Genomic DNA, 18,787 nt, shown 5'->3' with positions numbered 1-18,787 from the left:
CCGACCTCTCCACAGTGCGAGATGGTAAAGCTCAGGATGACCCGGTTGGCGGAAGGGCGTTCCCAGTTCGGTTATGGCATCGTGACCCCCGTGAGTGCGATTCCTGCCGCTGCGGATGTATTGGCTGCCGACCTGGAGGTTCTTCCTCTCCCCGAGGTGGCCGACCGAATGGGACTTCCGGTCACCCGGGTCCACCAAATGTTGCGCGACGGGCAACTGCTCGCCGAGCGGCGGGCCGGCGTTCTCGTCGTCCCCGAGGCGTTCATCGCTGCCGGAGGGGTGGTGAAGGGTCTGACCGGCACCATCACGGTGCTGCGCGACCAGAACTTCTCCACGGACGAGATCCTGCGCTGGCTCTTCACGGAGGACGAAAGCCTCCCCGGCACTCCGATCGAAGCATTGCGCGGAGACCGTGGGCGTGAGGTAAAGCGCCGCGCGCAAGCCATGGGCTTCTAGTTCACCGACCACGGCGGTTCCAGGCGTCTCCGAAGGTGAGAGGCGTCTGGAACCCCTGTGCGCGGCTAAGGAGCCGGGGCTCACCCCGACACCCCGCGGGTCCTCGCACGGGCGAGAAGGGCTCGGCCGGCGGCGGGCACCGCCACGGCCAGCCGTCGTGAGTTCGGAACGGCCACGCGCCGCCACAGCACCTCGCAGCCGATGAGGCCGAGGATGTCGCGATACAGCGTGTATGCAGTGCGCACACAGGGGCGCGACACCGCGGACAGCATGTCGACGCCCGGCTCCGCCGACTGATATGTCGCATACGAGTGCGCGACGAGGTCGTCGAGCGCCCTTTGCACCCGGTCGTTTGCGCGCCGATGACGACGAACCCATTGCAACAGATCTCGGTCGACGCCGTGTGCGGCGAGCACGTCCTGCGGCAGGTACACCCGTCCTCGGTCGAGGTCCTCGCCGACGTCGCGCAGGAAGTTCGTGAGCTGGAACGCCGTCCCGAGCCGTGCCGCGTGCGGTGCGGCCTCCTCGCGGGGCACGACGGTGCCGAGCACCGGCAGCATCTGCAGCCCGATGACCTCCGCGGAGCCGTGCATGTAGACACCGAGCGCGTCGAGGTCCGCGTACTCGGTCACGTCGAGGTCCATCCGCATCGACGCGAGGAAGTCGGTGAACAGCGATCTGTCGATGTCGTAGCGGCGCACCGTGTCGGCCAGTGCGAGCAGGACCGGGTTCGACGGCTCCTCGTCGAGGAGTCGTTCCACCTCGTCGAGCTCGCCCGCGCGGTCGTTCACGCCGGCGGCGTCGACGATCTCGTCGGCCCAGCGCGCGAACGCGTACAAGGCGTGCACCGCGGGCCGCTGGTCAGGCCGCAGCAGCGTCGTCGCCAGGAAGAACGTCCGGCCGTACCGGGCGTTGACCCGGCGGCAGGCGGCATAGGCGGAGCCCAGGTCCACGGTCCCGGGGCTCATTCGTAGCGCGTGGACAGGCCGAACGGGTCCGGCTTCACCAGCGACCGCGCCGCGAGGCCCGACACCGCCAGCGCGAAGAACAGGTAGCCCCACGAGTAGAGCGCCGTGTCGCCGTTCGGGAACGTCACCAGCAGCAGGAACAGCGACGCGATCGTCACCGTGACCAGCGCGCCCGTGCTCCACGCGAACCCGGCGGCCAGCGCCAGCGGCCAGGTGAAGTACCAGGGCAGCGTCGCGGGCGACAGCAGCGCCACGGCCAGCATCGTCAGCGCGCCGCGCCGGATGGCGTCGCGCACCTCGCCGTCGCGCGCCGCCCACCACTGCGTGTACGCGATCCAGATCAGCACGACGGAGCCCAGCGCCCGCGCCACGCCGATGAAGATGCCGCCGTCGACGTAGACGAACCAGTTCACGACCATGCGCACGAAGTCGCCGACCGCGCTCGGCAGCGACAACCAGTTGATGATCATCGACGAGCTGCGCAGCGCCGGGATCCAGCCGAGGTTCACCCCGGCGACGACCGTGCACACCGCGAACGTGCCGAGGAACGCGACGAGGCTCGGCAGCAGCGCCTTGCGGAACTGGGCGCGCTTGTCGCCCTCCAGGCGCGCCGCCCAGATCCAGACGAGGAACGGCACGACCACGACCGCCGTGGCCTTCACCGAGAACGCGAGGGCGAGCAGCACGAAGCCGAGCACGTGCCTGCGGTCGAGCACCAGCAGCACGCCGGCCGCCATCAGCCCGATCATCAGAAGGTCGTTGTGCGCGCCGCCGATCAGGTGGATCAGCACCAGCGGGTTCGCCGCGACCAGCCACAGCGCGATCGCCGACTTGCCGCCCAGGTGCCTGCTCAGGCCCGGCAGCGCCCAGCACAGCAGCACCAGGCCGCCCGCGAGGGAGAAGCGCATGGCGACGACGCCGAGGATGACGCTCGCGTCCGTGATCCAGACGATCGCCTTGGCGATCAGGATGAACAACGGCCCGTACGGCGCCGGCGTGTGCTGCCACACCCAGCTGACGTTCTCGCTGAGAGTGCTCTGCAGGACCGCGGGCCCGACCGTGTACGGGTCGTAGCCGCTCAGCGCGAGCTGGCCCTGGGCCAGGTAGCTGTAGATGTCCTTGCTGAACAGCGGCGGCGCGAACAGCAGCGGCAACGTCCAGACCGTGACCGCGACCAGCACCGCGAAGTCGCCGATCTCGCCCCACCGCACGAGGCGGCCGAGCCGGATCCACGCCCAGATGACGAGGCCGAGCCCCAGGTACAGGACCATGCTCGCGAGGTCGCGGCCGTGGCCGTAGCGCAGCCAGCTCAGCCCGACCTGGGCGAGCAGCGGGTCGCGCTCCAGGATCGCGCCGGCACCCATGCCCCCGAGCGCGATCAGCGCCACGCCCAGCAGGCCGAGCATGGTCGTGCGGATGGGGATGGCGTAGGTGTTCGTGCGCACGACTGGTTGAAGCTCCTGTATCGACGCCTCGGAGCTCGTGCGGGGTAGGGACGGAGTTGCTGCCATCGCCCGAACATCGTTGCACAACGCGCGTAAGCGTCAGCAAGCAACGGCCCACACGGTCACGAGGACTTAATCAACCCTCGGCGAACGAGGTGCATGATCGACTTCAGAAGGTCCGCTTCGTCGAGCTGATCGCGAGGTCGGCGAGCTTGGTGGCGGCCGGTTCGGCCACGGGAGCGTCGTCGAGGGCGGCCAGCGCGCTCTTCGTCAGCTCCTCGATGCGCTCCTCGACGGCGTCGACGGCGCCGACCTCGACGAGTGCGCGCCGGACCTGCTCGACGGTGTCGAGGTCGAGGTCGGGCCTGCCCAGAGCGGTGTCCAGCACGTCGGCGCCGAACTGCATGCCGAGCGCGACGAGCAGCGTGCGCTTGCCCTCGGCGAGGTCGTCACCCGCGGGCTTGCCGGTCACCCCGGGGTCGCCGAACACGCCGAGCAGGTCGTCGCGCAGCTGGAACGCGACGCCGATGTCGGCACCGAACGCGCGCAGCCCGTCGATCAGCTCGGGCGAGCCGCCCGCCATCGCCGCGCCCATGTGCAGCGGCCGTTCGACGGTGTACGCGGCGGTCTTGAGCCGGTCGATGCGCAACGCGGCGTCGGGGGACGAGTCGCCCCGGGCCTGCGTCAGCACGTCGAGGTACTGGCCCGCGAGCATCTCCGTGCGCATGTCCCGCCACGGCTCGCTCATCCGGCGCAGCACCTCGGACGGCAGCCCGGCGGCGAAGAGCATGTCGTCCGCCCACGCCAGCGCGACGTCGCCGATCAGCACGGCCGCCGACATGCCGAACCGCTCCGCCGAGCCGAGCCACCCCTGCTCGCGGTGCTTCTCACCGAACGCGATGTGCACGGTCGGCTTGCCCCGGCGCACCGACGAGGCGTCCATCAGGTCGTCGTGGATCAGCGCGCACGCCTGGATCAGCTCCAGCGAGCTGACCGCCGTGAGCACCTCGTCCGCGAGCTCGCCGTCGGGATCGCCACCGGCCGCGCGCCAGCCCCACCACGCGTAGGTCGGGCGGATGCGCTTGCCACCACCCAGCACGAAGCCGGAGAGCGCGTCGACGGCGCTCGCGAAGCTCGGGTCCATCGCCTCGCCGGACGCGCGGCGGGAGGCCAGATACGTGGTCAACGCTGCTTCGACGTGCTGGGGCAACGCAACGTCGATGGGGTGGTGGGACACACGTCCATGTTCCGCTGTGTCCGGGGCCACCCGCATGTCGGGGGCCGCGTACCACATGGTGAGCAGCAGTCCCACCTGCCGGAAGACCCACTAGGGTTGGTCGTATGACGTCGGTGGTGGAGCGACTCCGGGGTGAGTCACCCAAGTTCTCGGTGGAGTTCCTGCCTCCCCGTGACGCGGAGGACGAGAAGGTCCTCTGGAAGGCCGTCCGCGAACTGGAAGGCCTCGACCCGGCGTTCGTGTCGATCACCTACGGCGCCGGAGGGTCGCGCCGCGACCGCACGATCCGCGCCACCGGCCGCATCGCGCAGGAGACGACGCTGCTCCCCGTCGCGCACCTCACCGCCGTCGAGCACTCGGTGGCGGAGCTGCGCAACGTCATCGGCTGGTACGCGGCGATCGGCGTGCGGAACATCCTGGCGCTGCGCGGCGACCCTCCCGGCGACCCGATGGGCGAGTGGGTCGCGCACCCGGAAGGCCTCAACTACGCCGACGAGCTGGTGCGACTGGTCCGCGAGCTCGGCGACTTCTGCGTGGGCGTGGCGGCGTTCCCGTACGGGCACCCGCGCTCGGGCGACCTCGACACCGACCTCAAGTTCCTGCTGCGCAAGCTCGACGCGGGCGCGGACTACGCGGTGGCCCAGCTGTTCCACGCGCCGGAGCCGTTCCTGCGGATGCGCGACAGGGTGGCGGCCGCGGGCTGTTCCGCGGCGATCCTGCCCGGGATCATGCCGATGCTCTCGCCGCGCGGCCTGGCCAAGATCGTGGAGCTGTCCGGCGCGGACCTGCCGCTCGACGTCTCCCGCCGGCTGGAGCCGTACCTGGACGACGCCGTCGGGTTCCGCGCGGCCGGCATCGACATCGCGACCGAGATGTGTCAGCGACTGCTCGACGAGGGCGTTCCCGCGCTGCACTTCTACACGATGAACAGGTCCAAGGCGACGAAGGAAGTGCTCGGGCGCCTGGGCCTGGTGACGCGCGCCTAGTGGTGTGGCTCGGAGGGCTGGCTGGGGTGGTTCACGCTCAGCAGGGCACCACGAGACATCCGTCTGACCGCGAATTCGCCCGGCAACCTCCGAGCCACACCACTAGAGCGTGACGTTGCGTTTGTGCGCGATGAGCGCGAGGACGACGACGATCAGCGCGGCACCGCCGGTGAGCCCGGCGACCAGCAGCGCCCAGCCGAAGAACGAGCTGGAGTTCTCGCCCGCGTACTGCACGGTGGCCTGCAGCATCGACGCCTGACCGGGTTTCGGAGACCACGCGATCGTGTTGTTCTCCTCCTCGCGGCCGTTGGTGTTCACGACCTTGCCGGGGAAGCTGACCTTGATCTGGATGTCCGCGCGTTCGACGGGCACCTGGGTCAGGTCGACCGACCCCGAGAGCGTGACAAGATCACCCGACCGGCGGAAGTTGAGGCTGTAGCGGCTGTTCGACGAGCTGGTGGACGTCGACAGCGTCCGCATCTCGTCGAACGACAGGCCGTTGAAGAACAGCTGCGTGCCCGCGTACGACTCCACCCGGTACGGCTTGGTGGTGACGCGGCTCGCGAGCTCGGGCGGCACCTTGAGCTGCGGGCCGGGGTCGTTGTCCTGCGTCGGTGGCGTGGCCGCGACGATCTCGCCGGAGATGCGGTCGTCGTCGGACACGGCCATGGCGGCGTACACGCGAACGCAACCACTCAGCGAGAACAGGGTGAGCAGCAAGAAGACCGGCAGCAGCAGTGCCCGGGAACGACGCACGGCGGACATCCTGCCAGTACGGCCCAAACGACGCAGGTTCCCTCCGAAGGTCGTGAGCTTGACTAACTACCTTTTGGTGTCGAGAGGCGCGAGGTAGCGTCTCGGCGCATGGCATCCGTGCACGAGATCAGCAACAAATTCGTCAGCGACTACGTGGCGCTCGACCCCATCGCGGCCACGAGTCTCGGCTTCGCGGGTTCCGACGACCAGCTGACGGACCTCTCCCCGGAAGGGCACGCGGCGCGCGACGAACTCGCCGTCCGCGCTCTCGCCGCGATCACCGCCGCACAGCCCGCGGATGCCTCGGAGGAAGCGGCCCGCGCCGTCTTCCTGGAACGCACGGGCCTGGAGCACGAGCTGTACGAGGCCGGTGAGACCGAGTCCTCGCTGAACGTCATCGCGAGCCCGATCCAGTCCGTGCGCGACATCTTCGACCAGATGCCGACCGACACGCCGGAGCAGTGGGCCACCATCGGCCGCCGCCTCTCCGCCGTGCCCGCCGCACTGGACGGCCTGCGCGCTTCTCTCTCACACGCCGCCTCCCGCGGCCACGTCTCCGCACTGCGTCAGGTCACCCAGGTCGCCAAGCAGTGCGACACCTTCGCCACGACGTTCTTCGGCCCGTTCGCCGCCTCCGCCGACGTCGACGGCTCCGTGCGCACCTCTCTCGACGCCGGCGCCACCGCCGCTGCCGCCGCCTACGCGGACTTCGCCTCGTTCCTCCGCACGACGCTGGCTCCCCAGGCGCCGACGAAGGACGCGGTCGGCGAGGAGCGCTACCGCCTCGGCTCGCGCTACTTCACCGGCTCGCGGCTCGACCTCGCCGAGGCCTACGCATGGGGCTGGGAGGAGTTCCTCGGCATCGAGGCCGAGATGAAGGAGGTGGCCGCGCGGCTCAAGCCGGGCGCCACCCTGGCGGAGACCGCGGCGTTCCTCGACGAGCACCCGCGCTACCAGGTGCACGGCCAGGACGGCCTGCAGGCGTGGATGCAGGAACTGTCCGACAAGGCCCTGCTCGACCTGCGCGACGTGCACCTCGACCTGCCGGACGCGCTGATGAACCTCGAGTGCAGGATCGCCCCGCCCGGCGGTGCCGTCGGCGCCTACTACACGCCGCCGACCGCCGACTTCTCCCGCCCGGGCCGCATGTGGTGGTCGATCGCCGAGGGCAAGTCGGTGTTCCCGACGTGGCGCGAGACCTCGACGGTCTACCACGAGGGCGTGCCGGGCCATCACCTCCAGTGCGCGACGGCCGTGTACCAGTCGGAGACGCTGAACGACTTCCAGCGCCTCATGTGCTGGGTGTCGGGCCACGGCGAGGGCTGGGCCCTCTACGCGGAACGCCTCATGCGCGAACTCGGCTACCTCGACGACGACGGCGACCTGCTCGGCATGCTCGACGCGCACCTGTTCCGCGCGGCCCGCGTGATCATCGACATCGGCATGCACCTGGAACTGGAGATCCCGGCCGGCACCGGCTTCCACCCCGGCGAGCGCTGGACCCCCGAACTCGGTCTCGAGTTCATGATGACCCGCACCCTCTCGGAGCCCGCGCACATCCGCGACGAGATCGACCGCTACCTCGGCTGGCCGGGCCAGGCACCGGCGTACAAGATCGGCGAGCGCCTGTGGCTCGCCGCCCGCGAGGACGCGCGGACCCGCAAGGGCACCGACTTCGACCTCAAGCGCTTCCACAAGGAGGCCCTGGAGATGGGCGCGATGGGCCTCGACACCCTTCGTGAACGGTTGGCCGCCCTCTGACGCCACCACCCGGCGCAACGCCCTGACCAGCGCTTACCCACCCTTGTGCAAAAGACGTTCGCGGACGTCCGCGAACGTCTTTTTGCACAAGCTGATATCGGTGCGCTGATATATCGGATATCAGTGGTCGCCGACGACGCGTGGGGATGTCGAAGCCGTGCCGGTGAGGCTGCCGCCGGACGGAGCGGCACTTCCGGCAGTTACGCCGGATCGGCCCACCGGACGCGAACGCGGTTCGTGATCGGCTCCGGGTCGTCGGTCCGCACGAACTCGAGCCACGGACCCGGTTCGGGCCGCACCGAGGCGAAGCCGTCGCCGCTGCGCGCCACCGGGTGCCCGGTCGCCTCGGCCGACGCCAGCGGATCACGCGAGTCGACGACCACGGCCGCGATCACGCCGGGGTACTCGGGTCGGGGTTCGAGGACGCAGAACTCGTTGCCCTGCGGATCGCGCAGCACCACCCACGGCACGTCGGCCTGACCGACGTCGGCGTGCTCGGCGCCGAGCTTCAACGCCCGCGCCACGATGTCCGCCTGGTGTTCGGGCGACGTCGACGCCAGGTCGAGGTGCACCCGGTTCTTCTCTATCTTCGGAGCGTCGCTCCACACGAACGTCAGCTCGATCTCGTCACCGGCGAACTCGGACCAGAACGCGGCCAGCGCGGAGGGATCCGCCGCCTCGAACGTGATTTCCACTCGTACGAGGGTACTGTCTCGCGCGTGGCGAAGCTGGTGCTCGGACCCCTCCTCAGATATGTCGACGCATCGTCCGCGACGGTGTGGGTCGAGACCGACGCCTCGTGCGAGGTCACGATCGCCGGGCACACCGCGCGCACGTTCCAGGCGGGCAGGCAGCACTTCGCGCTCGTCCGGCTCGAGGACCTGGGGCCCCGCACCGAGTACGACGTGAGGCTGGACGGCGAGACCGTCTGGCCGGAACCCGGCAGCGACTTCCCGAAACCGGTCATCCGCACCGGTGAGGTCCGCCAGATCGCCTTCGGGTCGTGTCGCGCCGCCCCGCACCAGCCGGTCGGCCCCGACGCGCTCGACGCGTTCGCGCAGCGGCTGATGAAGTTGCCGGAGGAGGCGTGGCCGCAGGCGCTGGTCCTGCTGGGAGACCAGGTCTACGCCGACGAACCCACCGAGGCCACCAAGCAGTGGCTGCGGGACAAGAGGGACGGCACGAAGGAACCCGACGGCGAGGTCGTGCACTTCGGCGAGTACGCCCGCCTCTACCACGAGACCTGGGGCGACCCGGAGATCCGCTGGCTGCTGTCGGTCGTGCCGACGTCGATGATCTTCGACGACCACGACGTGCGCGACGACTGGAACACGTCCGCGGTGTGGCGCAGGGAGATGGCGGACAAGCCGTGGTGGCGCGACAGGATCCGCGGCGCCATCTCCTCCTACTGGGTCTACCAGCACCTCGGCAACCTGGGCCCGGAGGAGCTCGCGCGCAACGCCTTGTACGCCAAGGTGAAGGCCCAGGACACGGACGTGCTGCCGTTGCTGGAGGAGTTCGCCGAGGAAGCGGACAAGGAGGTGGAGGGCCGCAAGTCGACGTGGTGGAGCTTCCGCCGCGAGTTCGGCCGCGCGCGGCTGCTCATGGTCGACACGCGTTGCGGCCGCATCCTCGACGAGGGCAAGCGGCAGATGGTCAGCGACGAGGAGTTCGAGTGGATCGAGCGGAACACCGAAGGTGACTTCGACCACCTGCTGATCGGCTCGTCGCTGCCGTGGCTGATGCCGCACGCGCTCAGCCACCTCCAGTCCATCAACGAGATCGGCGCGCGCAAGCCGGGCTGGCAGGGCAAGGCGGCGGAGGGCATCAGGCAGGCGGTCGACCTGGAGCACTGGCCCGCTTTCCGAGAGTCGTTCGACCGGCTCTCCCGCATGATCGAGAAGGCCGCGAACAACGGCTCCGCCACGGTGTGCGTGCTCTCCGGCGACGTCCACCACAGCTATGTCGCGGAGGCCGAGTTCTCCAGGCCCACCAAGGCCGTGGTCGCGCAGCTCGTGTGCTCGCCCATCCACAACGAGGCGCCGAAGTTCCTGCGGCCGGGGTTCCGGCTGTCGTGGTCCCGCCCGGCCTCGTGGGTGTTCCGCCGGCTCGCGACGCTGGTCGGTGTGCCGCAGGACCTGGTGCACTGGCGCAAGACCAGCGGCCCGCACTTCGGGAACTCCGTGGCACTGCTGGACTTCGACGGCCGCCGCGCCCGCTACCGGCTGATCTCGGCAGCGGGCGAGGAGACCGCGAGCGTCCTACTTGGTCGCGAGTCGCAGTAGCGCCCACAACTGCGCGATCGCGTCGTGGTCGCCGACCACCTCGACCATCCGGTCGGGCAACCGTCCCCACAGCCAGCGGTACATCGTCATCGGGCCCGCGGACACCTGTGCGTCGGCGACGTGCGTGTCCTCCGGGTCGATCACGCGCCACGCCGACGCGCCGTGCGGGCCGCAGCGCGTGAGCCACAGGTGGTCCTCGACCTGGATGGTGACGAGGCTGTCCCGCGACCCCCGCACGCCGAGCACGTCCAGCTTGTGCCCCAGCCACAACGTGAGCACCTCGTCGACGCCGTCGGCCGCGACCTCGTCGGCGACGGCACCGACCTCCATGCCCGCGGCGCCCTGGACGTCCATGCGGTGCACCGTCGTCTCGTGTGCGAGCCGTCGCCGCCAGAACCCGTAGTTCTGCTGATCGGGCCACCACGTCGCGCACGGCTCGTCCTCGTCGTGCGCCTCGAGTTCCGCGATCACGGCCTCCGCGCCCGACCGCATGAACTCCAGCGCGTCCTCACCGGGCTCCGGGAAGTCCTGCCACTCCCCGATCTCGGGCTCGCGCCCGAGCCTGATCCACGCCAGCGCGCCGCGATAGCCGCCGCCGATGTGCCGCACCGTCTCCCCGAGGTTCAGGCCGGGGCAGGCGGGCACGCCCTTGTGCGGTGGCTGGCCGATCGCGGACATGACGAGCAACTCCGCCTCACGGCGCAGTACTTCCAGGTGGTTCACCGCTGCGCCTCGCTCATCACGCGGTCGACGAGCGCCACGAACAGATGGGTCTGGCGCACCAGGTCGTCTGCCGTGCGCGCGTTGACGTGCCTGGTGATCCCTGCGAGCACGGCGGCCCGTGTGGACGACCACGACGCGAAGAAAGCGGCCCACTCAGTCATTTCCGGCGCCATCGCGGCGAGCAGCACCCACGCGCTGGTCGGCCTCGACCGCCCGCGGTGGGGTCGTCCACGTAAAGCGAGCACCGCGGCTGCAGCGCGCAACGCGGCTAGGTAAGCGGTCGCGAACCGCTCCGGGGGCTCGGGCGTGCGCTCCGACTCGGCGAGCGAGTCGTGGGCCTGCCTCAGCAGGACGAGCGCGGACGCGGGTGGCAACGGGATGGGGAAGGCTGCCGGATTCGAAAGATCGGCTGTCATCTCGGCCTCCTCGTGGCGTCGGTGAACGACGTCACCGCCGAGGGGAAGCCGGCGGCTCTCGGAGGTGGGGTGCTTCCCCCACCCCACCTCCGAGGCATGGTGAGACTCGAACACCTGTTCGAGTCCCCCTCAGAGTAACTGCCAGCCGATGGATTCCTCAACCCGCCCCACCGCGTAGGCGCGAGTCGTGGTCTCATGGAGACGTGAGTGCGCTCGAACACCCCGGAATCCGCAAGGTCGCGGAAGCCCTGCCGCCCGCCACCGCCGCACGCATCGTCGTGCTGCCGGACGCCGTGCGGACCGCGGCGGCCGCGGCTGAGGCGGTAGGTGTGCAGGTAGGCGCGATCGCGAACAGCCTGGTGTTCGCCGCGGTGCGCGACGGCGAGGCGGCCCCGCTGCTGGTGCTGACCTCGGGCGCGCACCGCGCGGACACGTCACTGGTCGCCGCACTCGTGGGCGCGGACGCCGTCAAGCGCGCCGACCCCGAGTTCGTCCGCGAGCACACGGGCCAGGTGATCGGCGGCGTGTCGCCGGTCGGGCACCCGGCGCCGATCGAGACCGTGGTGGACGAGTCGCTGTCCGGCTACGAGGAGATCTGGGCGGCCGCGGGCCACCCGCACGCCGTCTACCCCACCACCTTCGCCGATCTGGTGGCGCTGACGGGCGGACGCGTCGCGGCGGTGAAGGCATGACGGCCTCGCCGCGCCTGGAGCGCATCGTCGAGATCACCGCCTCGGAACTGAACGAGCGGCTGGGCGAAGCCCTCGCGCTTTACGTGACGGCGATGAACTACCCGCCCGCCACCGTCGAGCAGCGCGCCCCGATGTGGCTCGCCCACATGATGCGCGAGGACTGGCGCTGCGTCGTCGCACTGGGCGAGCAGGACGAACTCGTCGGCATCGGCTACGGCTACCGAGGTGCGAACGGCCAGTGGTGGCACGAGCAGGTGCGGCGCGGACTGATGCAGGTCTCGCCCCCCGCCGTCGTCGACAGCTGGCTCACCGACTACTTCGAGCTCACCGAACTGCACGTGCTGCCGCGAGCGCAGGGCCGTGGCCTCGGCGAGGACCTGCTGCGCCGCCTGCTGGAGGGCGTGCGGTCCTCCTGCGTGCTGCTCTCCACACCCGAAGGCCCGAGCAAGGCGTGGAAGCTCTACCGCCGCGTCGGCTTCGAGGACGTGCTGCGGCACTACCAGTTCACCGGCGACCCGCGCCCGTTCGCGGTCCTCGGCCGCAAACTGCCGGTCTGACCAGCAGGCTCAAAGGTCTGTCCGGTTCCTGCGCCGCCCGCTCTTCTCGGGCATGACGTAGCCGAACGCGCACGGTCCCCGCCCTACCGGCTCGGCCATGTCGAGCGTCATCGCCATGCAAAAAACGTTTGCGGACGTCCGCAAAAGACTCGTTGCAATGGGTGCTGGGTTGGCGTGGTGTGAGGCGTGGGTTGGCGCGCAAGTCTGTATATCAGCAGGTCAGGTCGCTTTGGTTGCGATCACCTGGCTCCGGCCCTAGTCTCGCCGATATGCAATATATTGGATATGGGTCACTGAAGGAGCGGGCGGCGGCCGAGATCCGGTCGGCGATCGTGCGCGGTGATCTGGAGCCGGGCACGCCCATCAAGGACGTCGAACTGGCGGAACGGCTGGGGCTGTCCCGCACCCCGGTGCGCGAGGCGCTCGCCACGCTGACCGACGAGGGTCTCGTCGAGACCAAGCCGCACGCGTACACCCGTGTCACCGCGCTCGAGGCGGAACCCGTGCGCGACGCGCTCGTCGTCGTGCAGTCGATGCACTCCCTCGCGATCGGCCTGGCGGTGCCGAAGATGACGGACGAGGACATCGCCGCGATGCGCCTCGCGAACAAGGCTTTCAAGAAGGCGCTCGACGCCGACGACGCCGGTGCTGCGCTGGCCGCCGACGACGAGTTCCACGCCGTGGCCGTCCGCTGCTGCGGCAACTTCGCCATCGCCGCGACCATCGACCGCTTCACCCCGCTGGTGCGCAGGATCGAGCACAGCCGTTTCTCCTCGCCGAACGCACGGCATTCCGTGACGCAGCACCAGCAGATCATCGAGGCGTGCGAGCAGCGTGACGACCTGCTCGCCGCGTCCTTGGTCGACCAGAACTGGAGCACCCTGAAGGAGGAACTGTGAACAGATACCCGCTTCTCTTCGGTCCCTCTCCGGTCCACCGCCTGGATCGCCTCACGGCCCACCTCGGCGGCGCCGCCGTCTGGGCGAAGCGCGAGGACTGCAACTCCGGCCTCGCCTACGGCGGCAACAAGACCCGCAAGCTCGAGTACCTCGTCGCGGACGCCCTGGCCACCGGCTGCGACACGCTCGTGTCGATCGGCGGCATCCAGTCCAACCACACCCGCCAGGTCGCGGCCGCTGCGGCCCGCGCCGGCCTGAAGGCCGTGCTGGTGCAGGAGAGCTGGGTCGAGTGGTCCGACGTCGGCAGCGACCGCGTGGGCAACATCCTGCTCAGCCGCATGATGGGAGCCGACGTCCGGCTGGTGGACGCGGAGTTCGGCATCGGCGTCAAACCGGCCTGGGAACAGGCGATCGACGAGGTCCGCGCGAACGGCGGCAAGCCCTACCCGATCCCCGCCGGCGCCTCCGACCACCCGCTGGGCGGCATGGGGTTCGCGAACTGGGCCGACGAGGTCCGCCAGCAGGAAGCCCAGCTCGGCGTCTTCTTCGACACGATCATCGTCTGCTCGGTCACCGGCAGCACCCAGGCGGGCATGGTCGCCGGGTTCGCGAACGACACCAACCGTCGCGTGCTGGGCATCGACGCGTCCGCCGAACCCGCCGAGACCCTGGACCAGATCACCCGCATCGCGCACAACACCGCGAAGCTCCGCGAGGTCACGGTGTCCGAAGAGGACATCCTCCTCGACGACCGCTTCCACGCCGGCACCTACGGCATCGCCGACGAGTCCACACTGGAGGCCATGCGCCTCGGTGCCGGCCTGGAGGCGATGATCACCGACCCGGTGTACGAGGGGAAGTCCCTGGCAGGGCTCATCCACCTCGTGTCGTCGGGTGAGATCGACCGCGACTCCACCGTCCTCTACGCCCACCTCGGCGGGCAGCCGGCGCTCAACGCCTACAGCTCGCTGTTTCCCGCCTAGGTCACGCCCGCAGGCGCAGTCCCTTCGGAGTGGCGCGGAAGCCGGCCTCCTGCAGGACCGTCGCCAGGTGCGAGGTGAGTGCTACCTCGCCATCGGCTCGCTGGACCGCCAGCTGGCCCAGCCAGCCGTCGCGGACAGCCCGGCTCAGGGCGTTCGCGGCGGTGCGCAGGGTCGGATCGTCGTCGGTGAACGACAGCAGCGACTTCCCTCCTCTCTCCACGTAGAGCGCCGGGGTGCCGTCGACCAGCACCGCCAGGGCGCCGGCCTTGCGGGCCGGCCTGTGCTTGCCCTCGCCCAACGGATCCGGCCACGCCAGAGCGGCTCCGTAGGGCTGGGCCGGGTCGGTCGCGGCGAGCACCACCGCGGCCTGGTCGGTCTGCGAGGGCTGACCGGGCGGGCGTGACAACGCCCGCAGGCGGTCCACCGCGCCCCGTGCCGCGAACTGGGCGGCACCCAGCCCCTCGACGACGTAACCGCGGATGACCTGGTTCGACTCCTCCATGGCCCGCAGCACCTTGTAGACGCCGCTGAACCCACCCGTCACGCGTTCGGTGTCCAGAGCGCCTCTCGTCAGCACGCCGTGGCGCTCCAGGAAAGCCTCGGCACGCGCGTGCGCCCGGCGGGTCGGGTTGCCGGCCGGGGCCACCGCCAGAGACCAGCGGCCGGAGGCCGTCGGCGGACCCGTGCGAGAAGGCATGTCGGGACGAGAACGCAGGCGGGCATAACGGCCACGCGGAGCACTGCGGCGGGGTTTGTGCGCCGCGCCGCCACCGGACACCAACGCGCGCAACGGCGACAACGTGTCGTTCGTGATCAGCCCCGCCCACACCAGGTCCCACAGCGTGCCGACGACCTCGGCGTCCGTGCACGTCACGGACAGCGAAGCCCGGTCGACCACCTGGCGGAAGAACAACGCCCCGCCGGACAGCGCCTCCAGGACCGCGGTGTGCAGCGGTGACTCGGGGATCGACTCCGGCACCAGGTCGGGCAGCAACAGGTCGGCCACGTCGGCGGGGGCGAGCGCGATCCAGCCGTCGCCACCGGCCAGCGAGCCGCAGCCCGTCCACGTCACCTCGCCGGACGCCGTCAGCTCGTCGAGCAACGCCGGGTAGTAACCGGGCAGCCGGGACGGGAGCAGCAGCGATTCGAAGGCGCTCGCGGGCAGCGGTGCACCCGCGAGCTGTTCCACCACCGAGAACACGTCGTCGACCGTCGGCGCTGACCGCAACCGCCGGCCCAGGCCGTGCCACTGCGGCAGGAACCGGCCCAGCGCGGCCGGTTCGACCGGCTCCACCTCGGACCGCAGCCGGGCCAGCGAGGCCCGGCGCAGGCGGCGCAGCACGTCCGCGTCGCAGTACTCGGTGTGCGTGCCGCCGGGACGGAGCTCACCGCGCACCAACCGGCCCGTGGCCGCCATCCGTTCCAGCACACCCGTCACCACGGCCACGCCCAGACCGAAGCGGGCGGCGGGCTCGGAGGCGGGGAACGGCCCGTGGGTGCGGGCGTAGCGGTTCAGCAGGTCGCCCAGCGGATCCGCCACCGGTTCGGTGAAGGCCTCCGGCACGCCGACCGGAAGAGCGACGCCGAGCGCGTCGCGGACCTTGCCCGCGTCCTCGATCGAGATGCTGCGTTCCTCGCCGGCGATCCGGACGCGGATCACCCGGCGCTCGGCCACCAGTTCGTCCAGCCACTCGCGGGGCACCCCGCGTTCGAGCGCCTCCGCGTCCGAGAGATCTCCGAGGAACCGCAACAGGTCCGCGGCGTCCTCGGCGTGCCGCGGACGGCGGTCTTCGGAGAGGCGCTGCAGGCTGCGTTCGACCTCGGCCACGATCTCCGGGTCGAGCAGCTCGCGGATCGCCTCCGAGCCGAGCAGTTCCGCGAGCAGCGTCGAGTCGAGCGACAACGCCGCCGCCCGCCGTTCCGCCAGCGGAGCGTCCAGCTCGTAGAGGAACATGCCGACGTACCCGAAGAGCAGGCTGCGGGCGAACGGCGACGGCGACGGGGTCTCGACCTCGACCACGCGCACCTTGCGCGCGCGGACGTCCGACATCAGCTCCTTCAGGCCCGGCACGTCGTACACGTCCTGCAGGCACTCGCGCATCGCCTCCAGGACCACCGGGAAGCTCTCGTACTTCGAGGCGACCGACAGCAGCTGCGCCGACCGCTGCCGCTGCTGCCACAACGGGGTGCGGCGCTTGGGATCACGGCGGGGGAGCAGCAGCGAACGGGACGCGCACTCGCGGAACCGGGCCGCGAACAACGCCGAGCCACCCACCTCCGCGACCACGATCTGCTCGACCTCGTCGGGGTCGAGCAGCACGTCCTCCGCGCCCGCCGTCACCTCCACGCCCTCGTGGTCCAGGGCGTCGGGCAGCCGCAGCACGATGCCGTCGTCGGAGTGCGCCGCCTGCACCTCGACACCGCGCTTCTCCCGCAGGCGAGCCGCGATCGCGAGCGCCCACGGCGCGTTGACCTGAGCGCCGAACGGGGAGTGCACGACGAGCCGCCAGTCGCCCAGCTCGTCGCGGAACCGTTCCACCAGAACGATCCTGTCGTTCGGCACGTGCCGCGTCGACTCGCGCTGCTCGCCCAGGTACGCCAGCAGGTTGTCCGTCGCCCACTCGTCCAGACCGGCGGACGTGGCGCGTTCGCGCGCCGCCGAATCCTCCATCGTGGACACTTCGCGCAGGAACTTCCCCATCGCACGACCGAGTTCGAGCGGCCGCCCCGGAGCGTCGCCCTTCCAGAACGGCATCCGCGCGGGCTGACCCGGCGCGGGCACCACGATCACCCGGTCGTGCGTGATGTCCTCGACCCGCCACGACGACGTGCCCAGCAGGAACGTGTCGCCGACCCGCGACTCGTAGACCATCTCCTCGTCGAGCTCACCGACGCGTGAGCCGGGCCCTTTCTCCGACGGCGGTGTCATCACCGCGAACATCCCGCGGTCGGGGATCGTGCCGCCGGAGGTGACCGCCAGCCGTTGCGAACCGGGACGTCCGCGCAGCTCGGAGTTCACCCGGTCCCAGGTGATCCGGGGCCGCAGCTCGCCGAACTCCTCGGACGGGTACCGGCCCGACAGCATGTCGAGCACCGCGTTCAGCGCCGACTCCGGCAGCCCGGCGAACGGGGCCGCCCGTCGCACCAGCGCCGTCAGCTCCTCGACCGTCCACGTCTCCATCGCCACCATCGCGACGATGTGCTGCGCCAGCACGTCGAGCGGGTTGCGCGGGAACCGCACGGCCTCGATCGCGCCGTCGCGCATCCGTTCCGCCACCACCGCGCACGACACCAGGTCGCCGCGGAACTTCGGGAACATCACGCCCCGCGACACCGCCCCCACCTGGTGCCCGGCCCGGCCGACGCGCTGCAGCCCGGACGCGACCGACGGCGGCGCCTCCACCTGCACCACCAGGTCGACCGCACCCATGTCGATGCCGAGCTCCAGTGACGACGTCGCCACCACGCACGGCAGCCGGCCGGACTTCAGGTCTTCTTCCACGGCCGTGCGCTGTTCTCGCGACATCGAGCCGTGGTGCGCGCGGGCGACGGACGCGGTCTTCTGCACCGTCATGCCCGACTGGCCGATGGCCTCGGCCGGGAACGACTCCAGTTCGGTGGCCTCTTCGGCGAGCTCGTTCAACCTCGCGGTCAGCCGTTCCGCGAGCCGCCGCGAGTTCGCGAAGACGATCGTCGAGCGGTGCGCCCGCACCAGCTCCAGGATCCGTGCCTCGACCGACGGCCAGATGGAAGTGCGTTGCTCGGCCCCGGCGGCGGAACCCGACACCTCACCCGTCGGCTGGCCGAGCTGCGCCATGTCCTCGACCGGCACCTCCACCTCGACCTGGATGACCTTGGGCGTCTTCGGCTGCACCACCGACACCGGCCGCCCGCCGGACAGGAACGTGCTGATCTCGTCGACCGGCCGCACCGTCGCCGACAACCCGATCCGCTGCGCCGGCCGGTCGAGCAGCGCGTCCAGCCTTTCGAGTGACAACGCGAGGTGCGCGCCGCGCTTGGTGCCCGCCACCGCGTGCACCTCGTCGACGATCACCGTCTCCACGCCGCGCAACGACTCGCGCGCCGACGACGTCAGCAGCAGGAACAACGACTCCGGTGTCGTCACCAGCACGTCCGGGGGAGTGCGCCCGAACGCCCGGCGTTCCTCCGGCGACGTGTCGCCCGTGCGCATGCCCACGGTGATCGACGGCTCCGTCAGGCCGAGCCGGTGCGCCGCCTGCCTGATGCCGGCCAGAGGGGCGCGCAGGTTTCGTTCGACGTCCACCGCCAGCGCTTTCAACGGCGAGACGTAGAGCACCCGGCACCGCCGCTTCGGCTCCGACGGCGCGGTGGAGGAAGCCAGCCTGTTCAGCGCCCACAGGAACGCGGCCAGCGTCTTGCCCGAACCCGTCGGGGCGATGACCAGCGCGTGCTCGCCCGCCGCCGCGGCCGCCCACGCACCCGTCTGCGCCTGGGTGGGCGCGGCGAAGGCCCCGGCGAACCACTGCCTGGTCGCCGGGGAGAATGCCTCCATCACGTCCATGGCGACCATCATGACGCCGAGGTCCGACAATTTCTGATTACGCAGGTCCGAGCACCCGTCGCAGCCCTCTGTGGCACGAT

At 70.5% G+C, this 18,787-nt stretch carries 16 protein-coding genes; 8 read left to right on the top strand and 8 right to left on the bottom strand.

Annotated features, from left to right (window positions below; translation table 11 throughout):
- The first annotated feature begins 90 nt into the window (after window positions 1–90).
- Window positions 91–456 (top strand): Rv2175c family DNA-binding protein, encoded by a 366-nt coding sequence (locus DFR72_RS42905; RefSeq protein ID WP_245983951.1) that lies wholly within the window; start codon window positions 91–93, stop codon window positions 454–456.
- An 80-nt stretch (window positions 457–536) separates the two neighbouring features.
- Here DFR72_RS42905 and DFR72_RS42900 read toward each other — a convergent pair whose 3' ends face one another.
- From DFR72_RS42900 to DFR72_RS42890, 3 genes are all read right to left on the bottom strand, one after another.
- Window positions 537–1,424, bottom strand: coding sequence for a phytoene/squalene synthase family protein (locus DFR72_RS42900; RefSeq protein ID WP_090073198.1), 888 nt, complete (start codon window positions 1,422–1,424; stop codon window positions 537–539).
- Complete coding sequence (mptB, locus tag DFR72_RS42895; RefSeq protein ID WP_245983949.1) at window positions 1,421–2,869, bottom strand: polyprenol phosphomannose-dependent alpha 1,6 mannosyltransferase MptB; 1,449 nt, start codon at window positions 2,867–2,869, stop codon at window positions 1,421–1,423. Before mptB ends, DFR72_RS42900 begins: the two co-directional genes overlap by 4 nt.
- 169 nt (window positions 2,870–3,038) lie before the next feature.
- Window positions 3,039–4,142 carry a polyprenyl synthetase family protein gene (locus tag DFR72_RS42890; protein ID WP_090073458.1) on the bottom strand — a complete coding sequence of 368 codons (1,104 nt, stop codon included), beginning with the start codon at window positions 4,140–4,142 and terminating at the stop codon, window positions 3,039–3,041.
- A gap of 68 nt (window positions 4,143–4,210) precedes the next feature.
- Here DFR72_RS42890 and DFR72_RS42885 point away from each other — a divergent pair, with 68 nt between their 5' ends.
- Complete coding sequence (locus tag DFR72_RS42885) at window positions 4,211–5,092, top strand: methylenetetrahydrofolate reductase (protein WP_090073201.1); 882 nt, start codon at window positions 4,211–4,213, stop codon at window positions 5,090–5,092.
- Between the two features lie 102 nt (window positions 5,093–5,194).
- Here DFR72_RS42885 and DFR72_RS42880 read toward each other — a convergent pair whose 3' ends face one another.
- A complete protein-coding gene (locus DFR72_RS42880) occupies window positions 5,195–5,857 on the bottom strand; it encodes a DUF3153 domain-containing protein (RefSeq protein ID WP_425459949.1) in 663 nt (220 codons plus the stop codon).
- 99 nt (window positions 5,858–5,956) lie between these two features.
- Between DFR72_RS42880 and DFR72_RS42875 the strand changes: the two genes are divergently transcribed.
- Window positions 5,957–7,609: a DUF885 domain-containing protein gene (locus DFR72_RS42875; protein WP_090073203.1), complete on the top strand. Its 1,653-nt coding sequence runs from the start codon at window positions 5,957–5,959 to the stop codon at window positions 7,607–7,609.
- A 200-nt stretch (window positions 7,610–7,809) separates the two neighbouring features.
- Here the strand turns inward: DFR72_RS42875 and DFR72_RS42870 are convergent, their stop codons facing one another.
- Window positions 7,810–8,304: a VOC family protein gene (locus DFR72_RS42870; RefSeq protein WP_090073205.1), complete on the bottom strand. Its 495-nt coding sequence runs from the start codon at window positions 8,302–8,304 to the stop codon at window positions 7,810–7,812.
- Between the two features lie 24 nt (window positions 8,305–8,328).
- On the opposite strand from DFR72_RS42870, the gene DFR72_RS42865 reads away from it, so the two are divergent.
- Window positions 8,329–9,894, top strand: a complete 1,566-nt coding sequence (locus DFR72_RS42865) for an alkaline phosphatase D family protein (RefSeq protein WP_090073207.1) — start codon at window positions 8,329–8,331, stop codon at window positions 9,892–9,894.
- Here the strand turns inward: DFR72_RS42865 and DFR72_RS42860 are convergent.
- Both DFR72_RS42860 and DFR72_RS42855 read right to left on the bottom strand, forming a co-directional pair.
- On the bottom strand, window positions 9,871–10,617 hold the full coding sequence (locus DFR72_RS42860) for a maleylpyruvate isomerase N-terminal domain-containing protein (protein WP_245983944.1): 747 nt from the start codon (window positions 10,615–10,617) through the stop codon (window positions 9,871–9,873). The genes DFR72_RS42865 and DFR72_RS42860 overlap by 24 nt on opposite strands.
- Window positions 10,614–11,033 (bottom strand): SAV_6107 family HEPN domain-containing protein, encoded by a 420-nt coding sequence (locus DFR72_RS42855; protein ID WP_090073464.1) that lies wholly within the window; start codon window positions 11,031–11,033, stop codon window positions 10,614–10,616. Before DFR72_RS42855 ends, DFR72_RS42860 begins: the two co-directional genes overlap by 4 nt.
- A gap of 203 nt (window positions 11,034–11,236) precedes the next feature.
- Here DFR72_RS42855 and DFR72_RS42850 point away from each other — a divergent pair, with 203 nt between their 5' ends.
- The 4 genes from DFR72_RS42850 (at window position 11,237) to DFR72_RS42835 (ending at window position 14,164) form a co-directional block, all read left to right on the top strand.
- Window positions 11,237–11,725 (top strand): YbaK/EbsC family protein, encoded by a 489-nt coding sequence (locus DFR72_RS42850; RefSeq protein WP_090073211.1) that lies wholly within the window; start codon window positions 11,237–11,239, stop codon window positions 11,723–11,725.
- Window positions 11,722–12,282 (top strand): GNAT family N-acetyltransferase, encoded by a 561-nt coding sequence (locus tag DFR72_RS42845; protein WP_090073213.1) that lies wholly within the window; start codon window positions 11,722–11,724, stop codon window positions 12,280–12,282. The genes DFR72_RS42850 and DFR72_RS42845 overlap by 4 nt, the downstream gene beginning before the upstream one ends.
- A 269-nt stretch (window positions 12,283–12,551) precedes the next feature.
- A complete protein-coding gene (locus DFR72_RS42840; protein WP_090073215.1) occupies window positions 12,552–13,181 on the top strand; it encodes a GntR family transcriptional regulator in 630 nt (209 codons plus the stop codon).
- Entirely contained in the window at window positions 13,178–14,164 is a 987-nt protein-coding gene (locus DFR72_RS42835; RefSeq protein ID WP_090073217.1) for a 1-aminocyclopropane-1-carboxylate deaminase, read from the top strand. Before DFR72_RS42840 ends, DFR72_RS42835 begins: the two co-directional genes overlap by 4 nt.
- A gap of 1 nt (window position 14,165) precedes the next feature.
- On the opposite strand, the gene DFR72_RS42830 is transcribed toward DFR72_RS42835, so the two are convergent.
- Window positions 14,166–18,707, bottom strand: coding sequence for an ATP-dependent helicase (locus DFR72_RS42830; RefSeq protein WP_425459948.1), 4,542 nt, complete (start codon window positions 18,705–18,707; stop codon window positions 14,166–14,168).
- Between the last annotated feature and the right edge of the window lie 80 nt (window positions 18,708–18,787).

The sequence above is a fragment of the Lentzea flaviverrucosa genome (assembly GCF_003350445.1).
Taxonomy (GTDB): Bacteria; Actinomycetota; Actinomycetes; order Mycobacteriales; family Pseudonocardiaceae; genus Lentzea; species Lentzea californiensis.
This window is presented reverse-complemented; position numbering and strand designations above follow the sequence as displayed.